The 21,655-nt window shown below is 35.1% G+C and carries 20 protein-coding genes; 6 read left to right on the top strand and 14 right to left on the bottom strand.

What is annotated here, in order from left to right; genetic code table 11:
- The first annotated feature begins 21 nt into the window (after positions 1 to 21).
- The 4 genes from ACZ1JT_RS04035 to ACZ1JT_RS04020 are packed head-to-tail and all read left to right on the top strand — an operon-like array spanning position 22 to position 4,165.
- Positions 22 to 1,674, top strand: a complete 1,653-nt coding sequence (locus ACZ1JT_RS04035) for a peptide MFS transporter (RefSeq protein WP_465094877.1) — start codon at positions 22 to 24, stop codon at positions 1,672 to 1,674.
- Positions 1,675 to 3,177, top strand: a complete 1,503-nt coding sequence (locus tag ACZ1JT_RS04030; RefSeq protein ID WP_465094876.1) for a peptide MFS transporter — start codon at positions 1,675 to 1,677, stop codon at positions 3,175 to 3,177.
- 42 nt (positions 3,178 to 3,219) lie between these two features.
- On the top strand, positions 3,220 to 3,696 hold the full coding sequence (locus ACZ1JT_RS04025) for a thioredoxin family protein (protein WP_465094875.1): 477 nt from the start codon (positions 3,220 to 3,222) through the stop codon (positions 3,694 to 3,696).
- Between the two features lies 1 nt (position 3,697).
- Entirely contained in the window at positions 3,698 to 4,165 is a 468-nt protein-coding gene (locus ACZ1JT_RS04020) for a thioredoxin family protein (RefSeq protein ID WP_465094874.1), read from the top strand.
- Between the two features lie 6 nt (positions 4,166 to 4,171).
- Here the strand turns inward: ACZ1JT_RS04020 and ACZ1JT_RS04015 are convergent, their stop codons facing one another.
- Genes ACZ1JT_RS04015 through surE form a run of 5 tightly spaced genes read right to left on the bottom strand, consistent with a single transcriptional unit; the run spans position 4,172 to position 9,035 of the window.
- Positions 4,172 to 6,190 carry a ComEC/Rec2 family competence protein gene (locus ACZ1JT_RS04015; protein WP_465094873.1) on the bottom strand — a complete coding sequence of 673 codons (2,019 nt, stop codon included), beginning with the start codon at positions 6,188 to 6,190 and terminating at the stop codon, positions 4,172 to 4,174.
- A gap of 53 nt (positions 6,191 to 6,243) precedes the next feature.
- Positions 6,244 to 6,828 (bottom strand): C40 family peptidase, encoded by a 585-nt coding sequence (locus ACZ1JT_RS04010; protein WP_465094872.1) that lies wholly within the window; start codon positions 6,826 to 6,828, stop codon positions 6,244 to 6,246.
- Between the two features lie 40 nt (positions 6,829 to 6,868).
- Positions 6,869 to 7,981 carry a lipid-A-disaccharide synthase gene (gene lpxB / locus ACZ1JT_RS04005; RefSeq protein WP_465094871.1) on the bottom strand — a complete coding sequence of 371 codons (1,113 nt, stop codon included), beginning with the start codon at positions 7,979 to 7,981 and terminating at the stop codon, positions 6,869 to 6,871.
- Between the two features lie 2 nt (positions 7,982 to 7,983).
- Positions 7,984 to 8,256, bottom strand: a complete 273-nt coding sequence (locus ACZ1JT_RS04000; RefSeq protein WP_465094870.1) for a hypothetical protein — start codon at positions 8,254 to 8,256, stop codon at positions 7,984 to 7,986.
- A 14-nt stretch (positions 8,257 to 8,270) separates the two neighbouring features.
- Positions 8,271 to 9,035, bottom strand: a complete 765-nt coding sequence (surE, locus tag ACZ1JT_RS03995; protein ID WP_465094869.1) for a 5'/3'-nucleotidase SurE — start codon at positions 9,033 to 9,035, stop codon at positions 8,271 to 8,273.
- Positions 9,036 to 9,201: 166 nt separating this feature from the next.
- Between surE and ACZ1JT_RS03990 the strand changes: the two genes are divergently transcribed.
- A complete protein-coding gene (locus ACZ1JT_RS03990; RefSeq protein WP_465094868.1) occupies positions 9,202 to 11,376 on the top strand; it encodes a carboxy terminal-processing peptidase in 2,175 nt (724 codons plus the stop codon).
- 47 nt (positions 11,377 to 11,423) lie between these two features.
- On the opposite strand, the gene ACZ1JT_RS03985 is transcribed toward ACZ1JT_RS03990, so the two are convergent.
- Complete coding sequence (locus ACZ1JT_RS03985; protein ID WP_465094867.1) at positions 11,424 to 11,972, bottom strand: hypothetical protein; 549 nt, start codon at positions 11,970 to 11,972, stop codon at positions 11,424 to 11,426.
- 68 nt (positions 11,973 to 12,040) lie between these two features.
- On the opposite strand from ACZ1JT_RS03985, the gene ACZ1JT_RS03980 reads away from it, so the two are divergent.
- Positions 12,041 to 12,868 (top strand): DNA/RNA non-specific endonuclease, encoded by an 828-nt coding sequence (locus tag ACZ1JT_RS03980; protein WP_465094866.1) that lies wholly within the window; start codon positions 12,041 to 12,043, stop codon positions 12,866 to 12,868.
- Here ACZ1JT_RS03980 and rodA read toward each other — a convergent pair whose 3' ends face one another.
- The 8 genes from rodA to ACZ1JT_RS03940 form a co-directional block, all read right to left on the bottom strand.
- The gene (gene rodA / locus ACZ1JT_RS03975) at positions 12,869 to 14,125 is read right to left on the bottom strand and encodes a rod shape-determining protein RodA (protein WP_465094865.1); all 1,257 of its coding nucleotides are present in this window, start codon (positions 14,123 to 14,125) and stop codon (positions 12,869 to 12,871) included. It lies immediately after the preceding gene.
- 5 nt (positions 14,126 to 14,130) lie between these two features.
- Positions 14,131 to 15,993, bottom strand: coding sequence for a penicillin-binding protein 2 (mrdA, locus tag ACZ1JT_RS03970; RefSeq protein ID WP_465094864.1), 1,863 nt, complete (start codon positions 15,991 to 15,993; stop codon positions 14,131 to 14,133).
- Entirely contained in the window at positions 15,990 to 16,496 is a 507-nt protein-coding gene (locus tag ACZ1JT_RS03965; protein WP_465094863.1) for a rod shape-determining protein MreD, read from the bottom strand. The genes mrdA and ACZ1JT_RS03965 overlap by 4 nt, the downstream gene beginning before the upstream one ends.
- Complete coding sequence (gene mreC / locus ACZ1JT_RS03960) at positions 16,489 to 17,316, bottom strand: rod shape-determining protein MreC (RefSeq protein WP_465094862.1); 828 nt, start codon at positions 17,314 to 17,316, stop codon at positions 16,489 to 16,491. The genes ACZ1JT_RS03965 and mreC overlap by 8 nt, the downstream gene beginning before the upstream one ends.
- A gap of 11 nt (positions 17,317 to 17,327) precedes the next feature.
- Positions 17,328 to 18,356 carry a rod shape-determining protein gene (locus ACZ1JT_RS03955; protein WP_465094861.1) on the bottom strand — a complete coding sequence of 343 codons (1,029 nt, stop codon included), beginning with the start codon at positions 18,354 to 18,356 and terminating at the stop codon, positions 17,328 to 17,330.
- 56 nt (positions 18,357 to 18,412) lie between these two features.
- Positions 18,413 to 19,939, bottom strand: a complete 1,527-nt coding sequence (gene purH, locus ACZ1JT_RS03950) for a bifunctional phosphoribosylaminoimidazolecarboxamide formyltransferase/IMP cyclohydrolase (protein WP_465094860.1) — start codon at positions 19,937 to 19,939, stop codon at positions 18,413 to 18,415.
- Positions 19,940 to 20,160: 221 nt separating this feature from the next.
- On the bottom strand, positions 20,161 to 20,691 hold the full coding sequence (locus ACZ1JT_RS03945; RefSeq protein WP_465094859.1) for a YceI family protein: 531 nt from the start codon (positions 20,689 to 20,691) through the stop codon (positions 20,161 to 20,163).
- 113 nt (positions 20,692 to 20,804) lie between these two features.
- Positions 20,805 to 21,521 carry a pirin family protein gene (locus ACZ1JT_RS03940; RefSeq protein ID WP_465095274.1) on the bottom strand — a complete coding sequence of 239 codons (717 nt, stop codon included), beginning with the start codon at positions 21,519 to 21,521 and terminating at the stop codon, positions 20,805 to 20,807.
- Between the last annotated feature and the right edge of the window lie 134 nt (positions 21,522 to 21,655).

Here is a 21,655-nt window from a genome sequence, read left to right as displayed (position 1 = left end):
GACTTTTTTAATATAGCTACTATGAGAAATAAGCATCCGAGAGGGTTAATGTTTTTGTTTTTTACCGAAATGTGGGAACGTTTCGGGTATTATTTAATCATTGGAATTTTTGTGCTTTACATGATCGACCCAGCCGCTACGGGTGGCTTGGCTTTTTCCGATAAAAATGCCGATGATATTTTCGGAACATATATTGCTTTAACGTATTTAACCCCGTTTTTAGGAGGTTACTTAGCCGATCGTTTCTTGGGTTATTTTAAAGCCATTTATCTCGGCGGATTTCTTATGGGCTTGGGATATATTGGGTTAGGATTTCATAATCTTACTGCGTTTTATGTGTCTATGGCGCTTATAATTGTAGGGAATGGATTTTTTAAACCGAGTATGTCTACGTTAGTAGGTAATTTATACGCTGATGAACCTTATAAAGCCAATAAAGATGCAGGCTACAATATTTTCTATATGGGAATTAACGTTGGAGCTTTTATCTGTAATATTATTGCTGCATTTATGCGTAACCAATACGGTTGGGGTGCGGCGTTTATAACAGCAGGTGTTGGGATGTTTTTAGGCTTGCTTATTTTTACCTTAGGTAGAAAACACTTGGAACATGCCAATGTGATGAAGCCAAAACAAGAAGGAGATATTAGTTTAAATCGAATTTTGTCAATGGTGTTTTTGCCTGCAATTATTGCGGGTGCTATTGGTTGGATGATTCCTGGTAATATTTTTAAAAGTGATACAACCGATGCTTTCATTTTTGCATGTGTACCAGTAGTTGTTTTTTATGTTCGCTTGTATCTAAAAGCAAACTCAGAAGATAAACGTCCATTAGGGGCTTTATTGGCGATTTTTGCAGTCGGAATGTTGTTTTGGGCAGTATTCAAACAAAATGGAACTGCACTTACACGTTGGGCCAACTATTATACAGATCGCCAAGTTACGGGTACTACCGAATCTGCATTGGAATCCATTTATTTGGTTGATCAAAAAGATTTTCAAACAAAAGAAGTACAACAATACGACGCGCAATTTCAGGCAGTTAAAGATGAAAGCGGAAATCCGGTTCGAGTTCAAGGAAAAGATGTTTATTTTAATAATATTTCTAAAGAACAGCGTGTAGCACTAGAAGCTAATCCGGATCAAAAAGTTTCTTTAATCAATACCGAATTGTTTCAATCGGTTAATCCGGGATGGATTATTTTGCTGACACCATTAGTGGTTGGAGTATTCGCTTTGTTACGCAAACGCGGAAAAGAACCATCAACACCTTCTAAAATTATTTTGGGATTGTTTATTTCAGCACTTTCATGTTTGGTGATGGTGGCTGCGGTTTATTTTGGAAGCAATGGTGCCGTAAAAGTATCACCATTGTGGTTGGTAGGAACGTATGGTGTGATTACTATTGGAGAATTATGTTTGTCTCCAATGGGACTTTCAATAGTTTCAAAATTGAGTCCGCCACGTTTAACAGCTTTAATGATGGGAGGCTTTTTCCTTTCAATTTCCATTGGAAATAAACTTTCAGGAGTGTTGGCTAGTATGTGGTATGATTATGAAAATAAAGCAAATTTCTTCATTGTGAACTTTGTATTGTTGTTGTTTGCAACAGTATTAGGACTTTCTATTTTGAAGCGATTGAATGCAGTAATGAAAGAAAAAGGAGTAAATTAAATGACAAGTATCGAACAAATTCAAGATTTTAAAGGAAAGTATCCAAAACAACTTTGGTATTTATTTTTTAGTGAAATGTGGGAACGTTTCAGTTTCTACGGTATGCGAGGAATGTTGGCGGTGTTTATGGTAAGCCAACTAATGATGGATGAAAAAACAGCTAACTTGCAATATGGAGCTACCCAAGCTTGGGTATATGCATTTACCTTTATCGGAGGGTTATTTGCAGATAAAATTTTAGGTTTGCGAAAATCCCTTTTTTGGGGTGGGTTGTTAATGATTGTGGGAAGTATAATTCTTGCAATAGATCCCAAACATTTTTTCTTTATCGGAATCAGTTTTACTATTGTGGGAACGGGTTTTTTCAAACCGAATATTTCTTCCATGGTTGGGCAGTTGTATAAAGATGGAGATGTTCGAAGAGATGCAGGCTTCTCACTGTTTTATGCAGGGGTAAACTTAGGCGCTTTAATTGGCGGCTATATTTGTATTGCGGTAGCCAATGGTAATTTGTGGGCTTCACTTATTCCTGAAAATCTAAGATGGAATTATGCCTTCGGATTTGCATCTGTTGTTATGATTATTAGTTTGCTAACATTTACGCAAACACAAAAAAGTCTAGGTGAAATTGGACTGTCACCACTTTCGAAATTAGAAACTGGTAAACGTAAAGCTTTTGAAATAGCAACCTATATTGGTTCTTTGGTGATAATACCTATTATTATTTTGATGGTTGCCAATACAGTATATACGGATTATTTCATGATGATTATCGGTCCGGCTTCTGTTATATACTTGCTTTATGAAATGCGTAATTTTTCTGTTTCAGAAAATAAAAAGTTGTTAGCGGCTCTCGTATTCATTATTTTTTCTATTTTCTTCTGGGCATTCTTTGAACAAAGTGGTGGTTCGTTGAGTTTGTTCGCTGCAAATAATTTGCATGATACTGTTTTGGGAATTAAATTAGACCCTAATGGGGTTAATAATTCTGCCAATTCTTTATTTGTAATTGTATTTGCTGCATTGGTAGGGATTGTTTGGCTATGGATGGCTAAACGTAAAATTGAGCCAAATACAGTTGTAAAATTCGGTTTGGGATTCTTGTTTCTTGCCGGAGGTTTCTACGTGTTCTATTATACTCAATTTTTTGCCGATGTAACAGGTAAAACTTCATTGGATTTGTTTACTTTTGGATGGTTCGTTATTACATTCGGGGAGTTATGTTTATCACCAATAGGAATGTCGGCCATGACAAAATTATCGCCACAAAAAACCCAAGCGGTTATTATGGGGATGTGGTTTTTGGCTAGTGCTTACGGGCAATATTTTGCAGGATTATTAGGGGCTAATATTGCCGAAGCTTCCGAAAATTCTACTAATTTGGAAAAATTAAAAGTATATACTGACGGTTACGAACAATTGGCTATTTATGCCTTAGTTGCCGGAGTTGTGTTAATTGCAATATCACCCTTGGTTCGCAAACTAATGCAAGATGTAAAATAAATTTTCGGCATTGTTTTTGTTATTAGAAATAAAACATATTCTATGAAAAAAATAGCAGTTTTTCTGTTTTTTATGCTTTCGGTTGTTGCAGCAAATGCACAAGAAGGAGCTTTAACTTGGCATACAAGTATTGATAAAGCGATGGATATTTCTCAAAAAGAAAATAAGCCTATGATGCTTTTCTTTACTGGAAGTGACTGGTGTGGTTGGTGTATTCGTTTGCAAAATGAGGTTTTTTTCAAGCCTGAATTTGTTAAATGGGCCAAAGACAATGTGGTTTTGGTGGAATTGGATTTTCCTAGAAGAAAACAATTAGATCCGCAATTACAACAGCAAAATTACGGTTTGCAAAATGCATTTCAAGTTCAAGGATATCCAACGGTTTGGTTTGTTACAGCACAAAAGAAAGATGGAAAAACCAACTTTACACAATTGGGTAGAACCGGGTATGTTGCAGGCGGACCTGAAAAATGGTTAGAAGGTGCTAATCAAATATTGATAAACAATAAAAAAGGATAAGATGAAAAAAATACTTTTAGCGTTCGTTTTAGTGTTAGGTTCTATAGCGCTTCACGCTCAGGATAAAGAAATTAAGTGGATGACACTAGATGAAGCTTTAAAACTTCAAAAGAAAACCCCTAAACCTATCATTATGGATGTGTATACCGATTGGTGTGGACCATGTAAAATGTTGGACAAAACTACTTTTCACGATCCAAAATTCGTTGAATTTGTATCGGCTAATTATTATGCTGTAAAGTTTAACGGTGAAGGAAATTCGGAAGTGTCATATAAAGGTGTTACGTACTCTAATCCAGGGTTTGATCCAAATCGAAAAGGAAGAAATGCGGTGCATCAATTTACCATGTTTTTACAAGTACAGGGGTATCCTTCGGTATATGTTTTCGATAGCAAAGGTGAGGTTAAAGCGCCACTTATTGGATATCGTACCGCGGATGAACTAATACCTGAGCTTCAAAAAATGTAAAAAATATTAGTCTAGTTTATAGAATCCCTTTTCTGAAGTTGCATGAAAAGGGATTTTTTCTTTTTCACAAGTTTCTTTCCATCGTTGTACATACGATTTGTAATTGGAACCATCGGCAATTATTTCTTTCGGATGCATGGTATAAATCAATCGCTGTAAATTGATTTTTGGTGAATGTGTCAACAGTACTAAATCGGGTTTTTTAGAAAGCGAATATATTCCCAAACTATCAACAATTAGAATTTTATTGTTTTTATAATACAATAGGTTCGGAATTTCTTTGTAATAACTACTGCAGTTATATTGCCCGCGGATATAATCGTTTAATGTTGAGTTGTATTTAGGAAGAGAGTCACTTGTAAAAAAATGTAAAGTGTCCTTGTTTTTCAACGCTATGAGGGATTGTTTTTTGGCATTCAGAATAGCCAATTCTTCCTGTTTGTGATTGTTCCAAATTGTAAAAAGGATAAGGCATTGGAAAACGACACCACTTATCATGAACAACATTATATTTTTATATCTTTTTTGGTAAAGTGCATAAATACCCAATAAAATAAGTGCATATAGGCTTACCATTAGCGGAGCATTAAAAGGAATGTTTTTTAACGTGAAACTTTCAAATGAGGCAATCCACGCAACATACCGATTCATAACTTCAATAAAAAAGGAAAGCAACAGACCGAAACCTTGCGCTACAGGAGCATATATAAAATTTAAAATTAAAACCAAAAAACCGAGAATAAGTATAATGGTGGTTAACGGAATTACAACTATGTTAGCCAGCAAAAACAAGCTTGGAAATTGATGAAAGTAAAACAAACTGACAGGTAAAACACCTAATTGGGCGATGATGGAAATGCTCAGCAAATCGATTCCGTAATTTACCAAACTGTTAGATGTTTTAAATTTTTTAACCAACGGTTGCAGGAGTACAATTGAAAATACTGCTGCATAACTCAGTTGAAAGCCTACATCCAATAAAAAATGTGGTTCAAAAAGCAGTATGCTAAGCAATGAAAGGGCTAGGATGTTGTAAATCTGAATTTCTTTATTCAATTGTTTGCCTAAACTAATAAAACTAAACATAACAACGGCACGTACAACCGAGCCGGATAAACCGCTAAGCAAGGCAAATAGCCACAGAAAAAGTAAAGCGATTAGTAAACGTATAAACTTTCCTTTGTTAAGGCGCTCTAGTGGTTTAGTAACAAAATTTAGCAGTGAAAATACAATGGCTACATGTAAACCCGAAATGGCTAAAATGTGAATAACTCCACTATTAATGAAGTTTTGTTTGGTGTTATTGTCGATTTCTTGGCGTTGCCCTAAGAGTAGTGCATTGATTATAGCTGTAGTGGGCTTGCTAAAATGATGGATATCAAAACTACGACTTAATGTTTGTCGTAATTTATCTATTCGATAGTTAAAGTTTTTTTCGAGACCAATTACCCTATAATTGTTTAAGTGTAAATAAACTTGATGGTACACATTTTGTTTTTCCTGATATGACGCGTAGTCAAATTGGTTTGGATTATGCGCCTTTTCAATCGGTTGAAATTCGCTGTTGCATACTATGATATGTCCAACGTCTAGTTTTTTTAGATTGTCTTTTTTGGAAAGATGGATTAAGATTTTTCCAAAAACAGCTTTCCTATTTTGTTTTGAAATTAGTCCAAAATAATTTTCGGAATACGCATTGGGTTTTAAACGCTCTGAAATGGTAATTCTCCAGTAATCGTTTTCAGTTAATTGCGCGTTAGTGTAATGGCTCGAATGATTTTTGTCGGAATGCAGATGGTAGTTTAAAATTCCTAAGATTAACACAACCAAAAAAGTCGTGAATCCAAAATAATTTTTTTGAATGAAATGTTTTTTAGCGCTTATGTAAGAAGCAATAAATACAATTAGACTACTACACAGGCTTATTATAATCCATTCTAAGCTTGGTTCCAGGATATAGCCAATGAGGATTCCAAAGCAAAAAAGGATAACAAAAATAAGTATAGGGAATTTTGTCACTTTCATACTTACGAAAGTAAGAAGAAAATGTAAAAATAAAAGAAAAAACCTACAAAAAATTAATTTACTACACGATTGGCTTGTGCAAAAGCTTTTTGATAATAAGATTCTTTTGTAGAAGAGATAATCACACCACTGGATGTGGAAGAATGAATGAACTTGATTTCATCGTCCGATACATCTGTAACAATTCCAACATGATTAATTTCAACAGTTCCATTCGTTTTGAAAAAGATTAAATCCCCCTTTTGAATTTCGTCTTGCGGTAAAACTTCACCAATTTTTGCCATATCAGTCGATCGTCTAGGTACTGCAATTTCAAAAGTATTATAAACTACAGTAACAAGTCCGGAACAATCCATTCCATCTCGTGTTGTTCCTCCAGTTTTATAACGAACACCTAAATATTCCATAGCTTCATCAACCATTTGTTCGCCTAATTGATTTGAGGAAGACTTTGTTCTGATTCTTTTGGAAGTTTTGGCTTTTTGTTTCGCTAAAGCAACTTCAGATTTAAAATTTTTCTCGTTGTATGTATATATGCCTTTTCTAATGGCTTCTTCTTTTGAGGTTACAATGTTTGATGTTGGTTTACAAGAAACCATCAATAAAAGTAAACTTAACACGTAAAAAATTTTTTTCATTCTCAAGGGATTTGTACTAAAATAGTAAATAATTCAGGAATTACGAAAGGGTACTAAGGATTAAAGTTGCTGTTTTTTTGCTAGCACCTTCGCCTCCAAGTTTTTCTTCAAGCAAGTCATAATTGTGTAATAACACTTTTCGATGCTCCGGATTTAGTATTTTTTCAAGTTCCGATTTTATTCTTTTGGTGTTACAATCTTCTTGAATTAATTCAGTAACCACTTCTTTATCCATGATTAGGTTTACCAACGAAATGTACTTTAATGTTATTACGCGTTTGGCTATTTGATACGATATCCAGTTGCCTTTGTAGAGTACCACTTCAGGTACTTTAAATAGTGCAGTTTCTAAAGTTGCCGTTCCAGAGGTTACCAATGCAGCGTATGAAATACTTAACAAATCGTAGGTTCTGTTTGAAATAAATCGAACTTGGTCAGTTGTTAAAAATTGTTCGTAAAAAGAATAATCTTGGCTGGGTGCACCTGCAATAACAAATTGATAGTTCGGAAAATCACGAACAACAGAAAGCATTTCCGTAAGCATTTTAGAAATTTCTTGTTTTCGGCTACCCGGTAAAAGGGCTATAACAGGTCGTTCATCAAGTTGATTCTCTTTTTTAAATTGCGCTACATCAGTTTGAGGTCTGTTGTGTATCGCATCAATTAAAGGATGACCAACAAATTCAACGGGGAAATTATGTTTTTTCTCATAAAAGTCTTTCTCGAACGGAAGTATTACATACATTTTGTCGATATCACGTTTTATGGCTTTAATTCGGTTTTCTTTCCATGCCCAAATTTGAGGAGAAATATAATAGAGGTTTTTTATGCCGATTTTCTTGGCCCATTTGGCAATTCGCATATTGAAGCCCGGATAGTCGATGTAAATGATAACATCGGGATTGAATTTTAAAATATCTGATTTGCAAAATTTTATGTTGTTTAAGATGGTTTTTAAATTCATAACAACTTCTGCAAAGCCCATAAAAGCTAAATCGCGATAATGTTTTACCAGAGTTCCGCCGGTTTGAGCCATTAAATCACCTCCCCAAAACCGAATATCGGCATTAGGATCCAGCTCTAAAATTTGCTTCATTACATTCGAACCGTGTAAATCTCCAGAGGCTTCTCCTGCGATAATGTAATATTTCATGCTTATAAAATTACCGTTAATACTGCTAAAAGAATAGTAGCCAGAATAACGCCACGTGCCATTAATTCTTTATTGTATTTCAATAAAATGAAAAACGAAATCAGGTTAAATATTGCGCCTAAAGTAATTAATTTTCCCATATAACCTTGTTGTCTAACAAGTTGTAAGTCGCTGATGGAGCGTGCTTCTGTAAAAAAATAAACAAATATGGCACAACCTAATGTTGCAGCGGCAAGTCCGATTATGAATCCAATTAATAAGTCGGTTTTTTTCATATTTTTCTAATACTTTATTTTAAGTCCCAACGGTTTAAATGTTGAATGGCATGATGAGCGGTTAAATCAAATTGAACAGGAACTATAGAAATGTAATTGTTCTTTAATGCCCATTCGTCAGTGTCTTCTCCATGGTCTAAATTAACAAATTCTCCGGTAAGCCAATAATATTCTTTTCCTTGGGGATTGGTTCGCTTATCAAATCGTTCTTCCCAAATAGCGTGTGCTTGTCGGCAAATTTTAATTCCGTTAATGTTGTTTTTTGGGATATTTACATTTAAAATAACTCCATTGGGTAAGCCGTTTTCTAAAACTTGGGTAGCAATCTTTTTAACGTACGATTTGGCATTTTCAAAATTGGCATTCCAGCTATAATCTAATAATGAAAAACCAATTGCGGGTATACCTTCAATACCTGCTTCTACAGCGGCCGACATTGTTCCGGAATAAATAACATTTATAGATGAATTAGAACCGTGATTGATGCCTGATACACACAAGTCTGGTTTTTGCTTTAAAATTTCATTAACAGCAATCTTGACGCAATCTACCGGAGTGCCGGAACAACTGAATTCGTTTTCAAGTTCCGAATCGATGTTTACTTTCTCGAGGTGAAGGGTGCTGTTAATGGTAATGGCATGTCCCATAGCCGATTGCGGACTGTTTGGAGCAACCACCACCACATCGCCCAATTCTTTCATAACTTCAATTAAAGCACGAATACCAGGCGCCACTATACTGTCGTCGTTGGTAACTAAAATTAAAGGTTTTTTCTTCATGTATCGAACAATTGTTTACATTCGCTAAAGTACACATTTTCTAAATGGAAGTTGGTACAATTTTTGTATTGATGATGGAGTTGAAGATAAGAAATCTTTAACAAAAAATTATTGGAACATTAAGAAAGCCGCTTGCTTTTTTATGTAATTTAGTGAAAAATACTTAATGAATACTTTTTGGCGATTTATGAAGAGAAATTATAAAATTGTTTTGCTGGTAACTGTTTTATCGGCAATGCTTTGGAGTTTTATGCCTCACAAAAAAGAAGATCCGGAAAAAGATCGACTTTTATTGGAGCTTTTAACTTTTGTGTTGGAAAAAGGGCACTATGATCCAGTAGCTATGGATGATACGTTTTCCAAAAGTGTATTCAAAGAGTATATTAATGCGCTAGATCCTTCTAGACGTTATTTTATTCAGTCGGATATAGACGAATTCAAGAAATATGAATTGCAAATTGATGATATGATCAAAAATAAAGATTTGCGATTCTTTGAATTAACGTATAATCGTCTAAACGAGCGTATTGGTGAGTCACGTAAAATTTATAAAGAAATTTTATCATCTCCGTTTGACTTAAATAAAGACGAAACCATCAATACCGATTACGATAAAATGCCGTTTTCTAAAAATAAGGCAGAATTAAAAAATCGTTGGGAAAAGCAACTTAAACTTACAATTTTATCGTCTATTACCGATAAATTAAAGTTAGAAGAAGACAAAAAGAAAAACGACGCTTCTTATAAAGAAAAAACATTGACAGACTTAGAAAAAGATTCACGTGAAACGACTTTAAAATCGTTGAATGAATATTTTGATTTTGTTCAAGAGTTAGATCGTAACGATTGGTTTTCAATTTATATCAATTCGATTGTAGAGCGTTTTGATCCGCATACATTCTATTTTGCTCCTGAAGAAAAAGACAAATTCGATATCAGTATGAGCGGAACGCTTGAAGGTATTGGAGCGCGTCTTCAAAAGAAAAACGATATTACCGAAGTGTCTGAATTAATTCCTGGTGGTCCGGCTTGGAGAGGAAAACAATTGGAACAAGGCGATTTGATTTTAAAAGTAGCACAAGGCGATAGCGAACCGGTTGATGTAGTGGGTATGCGCTTGGATGATGTGGTGAAAAAAATTAAAGGTAAAAAAGGTACCGAAGTTCGTTTGACCGTTAAAAAAGTTGATGGAACTATTAAAATTATTTCTATTGTTCGTGAAGTAGTTGAGTTGGAAGAAACCTATGCAAAATCTACTGTGGTTAAAGAAGGAGATAAAAAATATGGTGTAATTTATTTGCCTAAATTTTATATAAACTTCGAAAACAAAGACAATCGCGATGCTTTTAAAGATGTTGCTAAAGAAATTGAACGTTTAAAAGCTGAAGGAGTAGAAGGTATTGTTATGGATTTACGCGATAATGGCGGAGGTTCATTGCAAACGGTTGTTGATATGGTAGGATTGTTTATTGAAGACGGTCCGGTGGTTCAAATCAAATCGTCTGGAAAAAGAAAAGAAGTATTGTACGATAAAGATTCTAGAGTACAATGGGATGGACCACTTGTAGTTATGATTAATAACTTTTCGGCATCGGCTTCAGAAATTTTCGCGGCAGCTATTCAAGATTACAAGCGTGGTATTGTTATTGGAAGTAAACACAGTTATGGAAAAGGTACAGTTCAAAATGTAATCGATTTAAACCAATTTGTACGCAATAGTTCTTTTGGTGATCTTGGAGCTTTAAAAACTACAACCCAAAAATTCTATCGTATTAACGGTGGGTCAACGCAACGTGAAGGTGTTTTAAGTGATATTGTTATGCCAGATCGTTATTCGTATATCGATATGGGTGAGCGTGATATTGACAATGCAATGCCTTGGGATAAAATTGATGAAGCAAGTTACAAAGTTTCTAAAACAGCAAGTTTTTCCGATGTTATTGAAAAAAGTAAAGAACGTATGGCTCAAAATCCAACATTTAAGTTAATTGATGAGAATGCAAAATGGATTAACGAGCGTAAAGATGTTTATACGTTTAACTTGAATTTTAAGAAATTTAAAGCGGATGAAGATGCTGTAGCCGCCGCCGCGAAACAATTCAAAGGAATTTCAGAATATAAAAACAATCTGAAGTTTGAATCGTTGCCATATGAAGAAGCGGTGTTTAAAAGCGATACTGTTTTAGCGCAAAAACGTGAGAGATGGCATGAAAGTTTAGCTAAAGATATTTATATTGAAGAAGCATTAAATATTCTATCCGATATGAAATCAGCTCCAGTATTTAAAAAAGGCGCTATCACATTGAAAGATAAAAAAGGAAAATTAGTAGAAGCACAATAAGCTACTTGTTAGATATAAAAAAGCCATTCATTTGAATGGCTTTTTTATTAATTTAACTTCTGTAATTTCATTTGAGCTTTTTCTAAATCCAACTGAAGTTCTTTTTGTTTGTTGGCAAGTTTTAAAAGTTTTTCTCGTGCTTTTAGTTCTTTTTCGGCGTCTAATTTACCTTTTCGCATTTGCTTGTCAAACCTTTCTTGTTCTTTGTTTAGTTCCTTTTTGTTGTCTTCTAAACGATCTTTTGCTTTCTCAACATTTTTGGTGGCTTTTTCATATCTGGCGCGTTCTTTTTCAGCTTTTTTCAGCTCTTTTTCCATTTTTTTGCGCTCTTTTTCAGCTTTTTCTTTTTCTCTTTCAGCCTTTTCTTTTTCGCGTTCAGCCTTTTCTTTTTCGCGTTCTACTTCTTTTCTTTCTTTTTCTGCTTCTTTTAGATTTTTAATACGTTGCTTTTCAATTTCCATTTGTTTTGCTTTTTCTTCGGCTGCTACTTTTTCTGCAGCTACAGCGTTAACTAATGAATCTTTTACAACTTCTTGGGCAATTCCACTTTGAATGCCACAAAAAGCAATCATTGCAATTATTAATTTCGATTTCATACTTTACAATTTTAATTAACTTGATTTGAAATAGTATATTTACAAAATTAACAAATATCGCGCCACAAATGGGAAATAGGTATAGAAATAGTGTAGTTGTATTTTTTGGAATTTTAACGCTTTTACTTGTTGGTTGTAAGGAAGAGGTGAAGAATGAGCCGACTCCAACTATAGATAAATTTGAAGAAAAAGCCGAACCCGTATCTCAAAATACAGTTTTAGGTGCTAACTTCGATTATTATCCAACATCAACTACAGGAGTAATTGTTAAGCACGAAAGTTATGCGCTATCGTATGTTGAAGAATACGAGCAGGCAGAGTGGGTTGCATATCAATTAGATTCTCATGATTTTTCCAATAGAGATTATGAACGTCCTTTCTTTATTGAAGATCCTAAAGTTCCATCGCATTCTGCCGATTGGCGTAACTATAAAAACTCAGGGTATGATAAAGGGCATTTGTGTCCGGCAGCAGATCGAAAAAACAACTTCGATGCCTACAAAGAAACATTTTATACCTCTAATATTTCACCACAACGTCACGATTTTAATGAAGGTGTTTGGAATCGTTTAGAGCAAAAAGTACGTTATTGGAGTAAAAAATACAACGGTTTATATGTTGTTACTGGCGGCGTTTTAAATGAAAACCTGAAAACCATTGGTAAAGAACACGTTGCGGTTCCAAATTATTTTTATAAAGTCTTAATGACTCGTGATGGTAAAAAAATGATTGGTTTTTTGGTGCCTAGTAAAGATAGTGAGAACCCATTGTATGATTTTGTAGTGGATGTTGATACGATCGAGAAAATGACGGGAATTGATTTTTTTCCAAAATTGCAGGATGGTCAAGAAGCACAGTTGGAAAAGTCTAACGATTATAAAACCTGGAGTTTCTAATTACCATTCATTTACTTTGTTCGCATCCATTTTGATGAATACGAATAGTAAAATGGTAAAGGCCCATAAACTTGATCCACCATACGAAAAGAAAGGCAAAGGCACTCCAACGGTTGGGAACAACTTAATAAGCATGGCAATATTTACGAAAAAGTGCATGAATAAATAGGCAACTACACAGTAGCCATAAACCCGACTAAATCTCGTTTTTTGATGTTCGGCTAAATGAATCAATCGTAAGAACAACAATACAAAAAGTAAAATTACTACTGTTGCACCTACAAAACCCCATTCTTCACCTACTGTGGTAAAAATATAATCGGTATGTTGTTCCGGTACAAAGCCTCCTTTGGTTTGTGTTCCTTCTAAATAGCCTTTTCCAAGCCAGCTTCCGGAACCAATGGCAATCATAGATTGGTTTAGGTTGTAACCTTCTTTTTTCATATCCACATCATCCCCCAATAAAACATTGATACGATCTTTTTGATGTGGCTCAAGTACATTTTCGTAAACATAATCTACAGATAAAACCATTCCGGAAATAACCACGAACAGTATCCCGTAAATAATTGGATTACGTGTTATTCTTGTGTTTAAAATGAAATGGATAATCATGATTAAGGCTACAAAACCAATCAGGAATATTGGTTTTACGATTAACGCCAAAATAAATAAAGCAATACCAATAAAGCCAGACCATATATACCAACTCGGGAATCCTTCGCGGTAAAGAACAAATATCAATGAAAGAAATATCATGGCACTTCCTGCATCGGGTTGCATCATGATAAGCAATACAGGGAAACAAAAAACTGCTAAAGCTAACAGTTGATGTTTGAATGTTTTTAAATTAATTTGCGAGTCGCTGACAAATTTTGCTAATAGGAGCGCTGTGGCTGTTTTAACGAACTCGGAAGGCTGAAAACCAAATCCACCAAATTGGTACCAGTTGGTTTGTCCTTTAATGGTTTTTCCAAAAGCAAAAAGGCCCAGTAATGAAAATATGCCAATAATGTAAAAGACCGTAGAGTACTTTTCGAAAATCTTTGCATCCATTGATAAGATTATAAAAATCAACGGAATCGTTAGGAAGATAAACAACATTTGTCTTCCGTAGGTTTGACTGATGTCGAAAATTGAAGTTTCTTCTAACGGAAGTGATGCAGAATAAATATTCATCCATCCCATAATCACTAATGTGATATAGAGAATTACTGTAAGCCAGTCGATGTTACTTATTACGCTTTGGTTCTTCATTTTAATTATCGATTGATACTGAAAGGTTGTCCACTTGTTACTTTGTCGTACTCGTATTTTAAACTGCCTTCAAGCATTCGTTTTTCAAGATCTTTACGGGTAATTGTATCGCGTTTGATATATTTTTCAATCATTAAACTGGCAATTGGACCAGCCCATCTTGAACCCCAATACCCGTTTTCAACTAAAACAGCAATTGCAATTTTTGGATTTTCTCTCGGTGCAAAAGCCACAAATACCGAGTGGTCGGTTAACTGAACTCTTTTGCCATTAATTTTTGTGAAGTTTTCGGCTGTACCTGTTTTTCCACATATTTCAATTCCTTCAACACGTAATGCGCTGGCAGTACCAAAGTTATACACATCAAACAAACCATTAATTACAGGCTTGAAGTATTGTTTGTCAACTGTAGTAGTGTGTTTTGTGGTGAACTTTTTATCGATTTGCTGGTTTTTAATTTTTTTGATTACATGGGGCGTGTAAAAATAGCCCTGATTTGCAATAGTAGCCATCATGTTTGCCAATTGCATTGGGGTCATTAATATTTCACCTTGACCAATAGAGTTTGAAATAATTGTAGTACTTCTCCAGCCACCATTGGGGTACCATCTGTCGTAATATTTTGAAGTAGGAATATGTCCTTTTCGCCCTGGGGGTAAATCATAACCCATGAAATTGCCAAGTCCAAAGCTAAACAAGTGATCACTCCAAGCATTAACACCAAATCTAGGTTTATTGTATTTGTCAATTGTTAATTTGAAAACATTTCCAAAATACGCATTACAAGATTTGTAAATTCCGATATTTAAATCGCGCATGCCACCACCACAGTGACATTTCATGAAGGAGCCTCTTCCGTATGAAAATCCGCCTCGACAGCCAAATTGAGTGTGTTCGTCAATAACGCCTTCTTGTAATCCTACCAGAGCAGTAAGAATTTTAAAAGGGGAACCCGGAGGATACTCAGCTAATAATCCGCGATCGAATAGTGGCATAGCAATCGAATCGTTGTAAAGTGCCGTGTAGTTTTTAGAACGCTCACGACCAACCAATAACGCAGGGTCATAGGATGGAGCAGTAACCAATGCTAAAATTTCACCGGTTTCAGGCTCGATAGCAACAATACCACCTCGTTTATTTTTCATTAACAGCTCGCCATATTTTTGGAGCTCTATATCGATTGTTAAGGTGATGTCACTACCTTGTACCGCAATGGTATCGTACTTTCCTTCTTTGTAGGAACCAATATCTTTGTTGAATCGATCACGCTGACGGTATTTTACACCTTTAGTTCCACGTAAAATTTCCTCATAGGTTTGTTCAACCCCTTGCATCCCAATTAAATCACCGCTTTTATAATACGGTTTCTTCTTGATGATGGCATCGTTAACTTGCGTGATATAACCAAAAACATTTGCGGCTACTTCAACTTGATAGTCGCGTAACGAACGTTTTTGAATATAAAATCCTGAATATTTTCTAATTTTTTCCTGAAAAGCCGCGTATTCTACTTTGTTTAACTGAGGTAGAAAAACTGAAGGTAATCTTGGACTATAGACTTTGGCTTTTTCAATTTTTTTATTGAATTCTTCTTTGGTGATATCTAGAATTTGGCAAAACTCAAGGGTATCTAAATCTTTAATTTCTTTAGGAATCACCATGATATCATATGATGGTTGATTGGCCACCAATAGTTCTCCATTTCGGTCGTATATATAGCCACGTTCCGGATAATCGTATACAATTTTAATAGCATTATTGTCCGACTTCTTAATATACGAATCGTCTAAGATTTGCAAATAGAAAAGGCGGGCTACTATTAAAATAGCGGCACCAATTATTAAAGCGGGTAAAAGGAGTTTTCTCATCGTTTACTTGGCTTAATCAGATAAAGCGTTATTATACTAAGAATTAAAGTAAAAATTGTTGTTAGTAAAGTTCGCAATAATATTTCCCAAAAGAAATTAAATCTGAAGATTTCAAGTGAAAAGAGTATAAAATGATGTGTTAAAATTGCAATAAGTAAAAATGAAAACCGCTCAGGTGTGAGTTTGTCTGCAATTTTAACGGTTTGATATTCGTAGCTAATTCCGAATGAAAAACGGAAAATAGAGGGTCTGATGTAAGCGAGGATTAAACATGCGGTAGCATTAACGCCTCCTGAATTGGCAAAAATGTCAACAATTAATCCTAATAGAAAACTAACGAACAAAAGTCCGGCTTTGTTCCCGTTGATAGGGTATAATAGAATAAATAAAATATATGGCAACGGATTGATGTACCCTAGAAAATTGATGTTGTTGAAAACCACAATTTGAAGGGCAAGAAAAATTATAAACCGAAAAATATTTATCAGCAATGTACTATTCATCGGGTTTGGTTTCGTTTTCTAATTCTATAACCTCTTTTCTTTTTACATTTTCAATAATGTACACATGACCTAAATTAGTCATGTCATTAAACAATCGTACATTAATGGTGTAGTAGTTGGTTACTTTGTCGATATAAATACGGTCGATTTTTCCTATAGGAATATTTTCCGGGAAAATAACCGAACGCCCACCGGTAACGATGGTGTCGCCTTTTCGAACACTAGCTAGCCTAGGAACGTCAATTAATTGAGCATACCCAACATTTTTACCATCCCAGCGTAATGTCCCGAAATGATTTGATTTTTTAATCTTAGCGTTTATTTGCGATTTCAGATTCAAAACACTCTGAACAGTTGCGAAATTTTTAGAAACTTTTTCAACGATTCCAACAATTCCCAAACTGTTTACCACGCCCATATCTACTTTAACACCATCTTTAGAACCACTATTAATGGTTAAATAGTTTTCGTGAACGTTGAAAGAGTTGTTGATGACTTTAGATTGGATAACTTTAATGTCTTCATAACCAGGAGGTATAAGCTCGGTAGAAGCGATAACTGTGTCCGGTTTATTGAAAAGCAATTGTTTTAAGTACGCGTTCTCTTTGGCTAGATTGTCATTTTGAGAGCGCAAATTGAAATATTCCTTAACGTTATTGATTCGTTGGTACACACCGCCGCTAACTTCGTTTGCCGAACTAATGAATTGGCTACGATGGTAGGAATGCGATTGAATCGTTAACGACAACGAGGTGATTAAAAGCAGCAAAAACAGCAATCTAAGGCTGTTTTTAAATATAAAATTAATTATTTGCTGCATGAACTATTTCGTTATTTGATAAGGATACTTCTGAATTTTTGTATGTTTTTTAATGCCATTCCGGTTCCGCGTACAACTGCTCGTAAAGGATCTTCTGCAATGTAAACCGGTAAATCGGTTTTTTGAGAAATTCGTTTGTCCAAACCACGAAGCATCGATCCTCCTCCTGCTAAATAGATACCTGTGTTGTAGATATCTGCTGCTAATTCTGGAGGTGTTTGCGAAAGGGTTTCCATTACCGCATCTTCAATACGTTGAATAGATTTGTCTAATGCTTTGGCGATTTCTCGGTACGATACATTAACCTGTTTTGGTTTACCCGTTAACAAGTCACGACCTTGTACTTCCATTTCATCCGGCGGTGTGTCTAAATCTTCAGTAGCAGCACCAATAGCAATTTTAATTTTTTCAGCGGTAGTTTCTCCAACGAAAAGGTTGTGCTGTGTTCTCATGTAATAAATAATATCGTTTGTGAAAACGTCACCAGCAATTTTAACCGATTTGTCACATACGATACCACCCAATGCAATTACAGCAATCTCGGTTGTTCCACCACCAATATCAACAATCATGTTTCCTTTCGGTTGCATAATGTCTACCCCGATACCGATAGCCGCAGCCATCGGTTCGTGGATTAGATATACTTCTTTTCCGTTTACACGTTCACAAGATTCTTTAACGGCACGCATTTCCACTTCAGTAATTCCAGAAGGGATACAAACCACCATTCGAAGCGCAGGTGTAAACATTTTTTTCTTTAACGCAGGAATACTTTTTATAAACATGCTGATCATTTTTTCCGATGCATCGAAATCAGCAATAACGCCGTCTTTTAGCGGACGAATGGTTTTAATGTTTTCATGGGTTTTCCCTTGCATCATATTGGCTTCTCGCCCTACAGCAATAATTTTTCCAGTAATTCTATCGCGTGCTACAATAGAAGGACTGTCAATGACAACTTTATCGTTGTGAATGATTAAGGTATTAGCGGTTCCAAGGTCAATTGCGATGTCCTCGGTCATGAAATCAAAAAATCCCATACTTTATAAAGGGGTTTTATTCGTTTATAAAATGTTAGCTTACAAAAGTAGTAAAATTAATGTTTAAAATGTCTAATTCCTGTAAATACCATAGAAACTTTATTTTCATTACAATAATTTATACTTAATTCGTCTTTTATAGAACCACCTGGCTGAATAACTGCGGTAATTCCTGCTTGTTTTGCCAGCTCCACACAATCCGGGAAAGGGAAGAAAGCATCACTTGCCATAACGGCTCCATTTAAATCGAAATTAAATGCTTTTGCTTTGTCAACAGCTTGACGTAGTGCATCAACACGTGAGGTTTGACCTGTTCCTGATGCATAAAGCTGTCCTTTTTTAGCAAAAACGATTGTGTTCGATTTTGTGTGCTTACAGATTTTGGATGCAAATAATAAGTCATCAATTTCCTGAGCAGTTGGAGCTGTAGTGGTAACGACTTTTAAATGGTCTTTATTGTCTGTAATATTATCTTTTTCCTGAATTAACAATCCGTTAAGACATGTTCTAACTTGTTTTGTAGGTAATTCTACCTCGTTTTGAATCAGGATAATTCTATTTTTCTTTTCTTCTAGTATTGCAATTGCCTTTTCGTCATAAGCTGGGGCAATAACAACTTCGCAAAATAATTTATTAATTTCTTCAGCTGCAGCTTCGTCAATTTTAGCATTTGAAATTAAAACACCACCAAAAGCAGAAGTTGGGTCGCCTGCCAAAGCATCTAAATACGCTTCTTTAACGGTGCTTCTTGTAGCTAATCCACAAGCATTGTTGTGTTTTAAAATAGCAAACGTAGGGTTGTCATTTTTAAATTCACCAATTAGGTTCACAGCTGCATCAACATCTAAAAGGTTGTTGTATGATAGTTCTTTGCCGTGTAATTTGGTAAACATTTTGTCGAATTCTCCAAAGAAAAATCCTTTTTGGTGTGGATTTTCACCATAACGTAAAATCTGACCTTCCGAAATACTTGCTTTGTAAACCGTTTCATCTGTATTGAAATAGTTGAAAATTGCTCCGTCATAATGTGAAGAAACATGAAAGGCTTTGGTGGCCAATATTTTTCTTTCTTCTAAAGTTGTAGCACCATTTCCGTTAGTAATCATTTCTAGGAAAAGTGCGTATTCGTTAACAGAAGGAACAATAACCGTGTCTTTAAAGTTTTTAGCAGCCGCTCTGATTAGTGAAATACCGCCGATATCTATTTTCTCAATAATATCTGCTTCACTTGCACCCGATGCTACTGTTTTTTCAAAAGGGTATAAGTCTACAATAACCAAATCAATTTGAGGAATCTGATATTCTTCCATTTGCGCTACATCACCTTCATGATCTTGACGATTCAAGATACCACCAAAAATTTTAGGATGTAACGTTTTTACACGGCCGCCTAAAATGGAAGGATAAGAAGTAACATCTTCTACTGCTACAACCGGAATACCGAAACTTTTAATAAATTCTTCGGTTCCACCTGTAGAATAGATGGTTACATTGTGTTGATGTAGTTTTTTTACAATAGGTTCTAAACCTGTTTTGTCAAATACAGAAATAAGGGCTGATTGGATAGTTTTTGTAGTATTCATTGTGTTGTTGTTTTTAAAGGTGCAAAAGTAGGGATTGTATGGCTAACATTCAAATGATTAAGCCTTAGATTTTTTATTTTTTTACCCTCAATTATTGTGTTGTTTTTGAGTATTAGTTTGCGCCTATAAATATAGTCTATCGCCCTAGTTTTTTGGATGAAATAAAAAAAGCCTGTATCTCAAAAAAGAGCATACAGGCTGTACAATTAATAAGATTGAATTTATTGTTTGATAAGTTGTAATTCGATATCTAATTTTACATCTTCACTAACTAAAACACCACCGGTTTCTAGAACAGAATTCCAATTTAATCCCCAATCTTTACGATTGATTTTTCCGGAAATGTTTAACCCTGCTTTAGTGTTTCCCCAAGGATCGGTCATTAGGCCGCTGAATTCTGCCGGTAGTTTTACAAATTTGGTTACACCACGCATGCTTAAATCGCCAGCAATTTCGTAGTTCTCATCATCTACTTTTGTGAATGATGACGCTTTGAAGGTCATTTTTGGATGATTTTCAGCATCGAAAAAATCGGCACTTTTTAAGTGATTGTCTCGGTCTGCATTTCTAGTGTCGATGGAGTTGATATCTGCCGAAAATTCGATGTTGGCTTTGGTGAAATCATCACCTTCGGTTACAATGGTTGCATCGTAATTTTCAAATTTTCCTGATACATTAGTAAACATCATGTGTTTTACTTTGAAACCTACTGTTGAATGTGTTGGGTCTATTGCCCATTTTGTTGTTGACATAATTTTTAAATTTAGAATTTAGAATTTAGAATTTAGAATTTAGAATTTAGAATTTAGAATTTAGAATTTAGAATTAGTTTGGTTAACGGCTTACTGTGACTGGATACTGCTACTTATATTTCCATTGGGACTTCCATAAGTAAAAATTCGGCATCCGAATCGGCTTTAATGGAAATTTCATTGGTATTCCAAATTCCGAAACCATCTCTTTTATTTAGGTTTTGTCCATTTATGGTAATATTGCCTTCCAAAACAAATACATATAAACCGTTTCCTGGTTTTTTGAAAGCATAATTTATTGCAACACCACTGTCAAATTTCCCTAAGTGAAACCAAGCATCTTGATGAATCCAAACTCCTGCATCTTCTGGATTTGGAGATAGAATTTGCTGCAATTTGTTGTGACGTTCTTCCGGATTTAGCGTAATTTGGTCGTAACGCGGCGCAACGTTTTGTTTGTTCGGAATCACCCAAATTTGAAGAAATTTCACGGCTTTGTCTTCGTTTTTGTTGTATTCGCTGTGTTGTACTCCGGTTCCGGCACTCATTACCTGTATGTCTCCGTTTTTAATTACGGTTTTGTTGCCCATGCTGTCCTGATGTTCCAAATCGCCTTCTAATGGAATACTAATGATTTCCATGTTTTGGTGTGGATGTCTTCCGAAGCCCATTCCAGCAGCAACAGTGTCATCGTTCAAGACGCGAAGAACTCCAAAATTCATGCGCTCCGGATTATAATAATTGGCGAAACTAAAGGTGTGAAAACTTTGTAACCAGCCATGATTTGCATTACCACGCGTATCGGCTTTATGTAAAATAACATTTTCCATAATCTTTGAATTTGTGTTTTGAATATGATTGAATCCGATAGTTTTTTCCTCGGATTCTGAACTCTTTTTGGCTAAAGCATTTCCTGTAATTACAGCGCCACTGCCTAAGAGTGTTTTTCGGATAAAATCTTTTC

Source organism: Flavobacterium sp. IC2-16 (assembly GCF_055521455.1).
This window is presented reverse-complemented; position numbering and strand designations above follow the sequence as displayed.